The organism is Lentzea roselyniae (assembly GCF_039537795.1).
GTDB lineage: Bacteria > Actinomycetota > Actinomycetes > Mycobacteriales > Pseudonocardiaceae > Lentzea > Lentzea atacamensis.
Genome location: NZ_BAABBE010000116.1, coordinates 1 through 1,466, shown reverse-complemented (window position 1 = coordinate 1,466; position 1,466 = coordinate 1). Strand labels below are relative to the sequence as shown.

The 1,466-nt window shown below is 69.6% G+C and carries 1 protein-coding gene; it reads right to left on the bottom strand.

The window, feature by feature from the left end; genetic code table 11:
* Positions 1 to 1,215 (bottom strand): IS110 family RNA-guided transposase (locus ABFX45_RS46115; protein ID WP_428834312.1); only part of this gene is annotated, 1,215 nt, incomplete at its 3' end.
* Positions 1,216 to 1,466 lie beyond the last annotated feature (251 nt).

Here is a 1,466-nt window from a genome sequence, read left to right as displayed (position 1 = left end):
GTTCTCGGCGTGATGCGACCAGGCGGTCGTCTCGTCGTAGAGGGTGCCGGTTTTGAGGCAGCCGTGCAGGATGCCGACCAACCGGTTCGCCAGCTGGCGCAGGGCGGCGTTGTGCCCTGCGCCGCGGGCGCGCTGCCGGTCGTAGTAGGCGCGTGCTCCGGGCGAGGTTTTCAGCGCGCCGAACGCCTGGGACATCAGCGCGTCGATCAGCCGGTCGTTGTGGATGAAGCGGGCCAGGGCGACCTTCTTCCTGCCCGACGCGCGGGTGATCGGGGAGGTGCCCGCGTAGTTCTTGCGGGCCTTGGCACAGGCGTAACGGCCGGGGTCGTCGCCGAACTCTGCGAGCACCCGAGCGCTGAGGATCGGTCCCAGACCGGGCTGGGACCCGATGATCTCAGCGGCCGGGTGCTGCCCAAAATGGGCCTCCACCTGCCCCTGCAAGGTCTTCACCTGCGTGTTGAGCGTGGCCAGGACCGCGATGAGCGCCTGGACCGAGGCGGCGTAGGCCTCCGCCACGATCTCGGGCCGGCCGAGATGCCCGGTCCGCAGCGCGGCCTGGATCAGGCTGGCTTTCTCCGCGATGTTCTTGCGGCGCGCGCGTTTGAGCACGCCGCTGATCTGGGCGATCGTCAGCCGGGCGGCCCGCGCTGGAGTGGAGGCTTTGGCCAGCAGTTCCAGGGTGTCGGCGGCGTCGAGGTCCTCGAACGCGTCCAGTGCGGCGGGGAAGTAGTCGAGCAGGGCGTGCCGCAGTCGCTGGGTGTGACGGGTGCGTTCCCAGATCAGCGTCTTGTGGATGCGGGCCAGGACCTTGATCGCTTCGGCCTCGGAGCTGTCCCCGGCGACCGGCCGCAGTTCGTGGGAGTGGGTGCGGGCCATGTCCGCCAGCACGTGCGCGTCACCGGCGTCGCTCTTGGCGCCCGACACTCCCAGCCGGTCGCGGAACCTGGCCGCCTGCAACGGGTTGACCGCCAGCACCGTGTAGCCGGCCGCGACCAGCGCCGCCACCCACGGGCCCCGGTCGGTCTCAATCCCGACCAGCACCTCCACGTCCTCGTCGTCGGTCTCGCCGAGCTGCTCGCCGATCATCGCGTGCAGCCGGGCCATCCCCGCCACGCCCTCGGGCAGCCGGGCCTTGGCCAGCCGGCGACCCGTGCCGTCCATCAGCTCGACGTCGTGATGGTCCTCGGCCCAGTCATCCCCCACGAACAGCCGCAACGGCCCTCCCGCTCTCGATCTCGATCTCCTTGTGCAGCCCGCGGGAGAACCATCAGCGACCTAATCAAGCAGTGCTTCCCGCCACGAACACGCGGGGCACGACATCCCAGCAGCGATCGACTCTCCCGGCCCACCGGCAGGGGCACTGTCTTTCAGCAGGACTCAGGCGTCCAGGACAAAAGAGTGCTCACCCGCCGGCCGGCTACCACCAGGAGTGTGCCGGATGGCCACTCCCAGAACTGATTAGGACA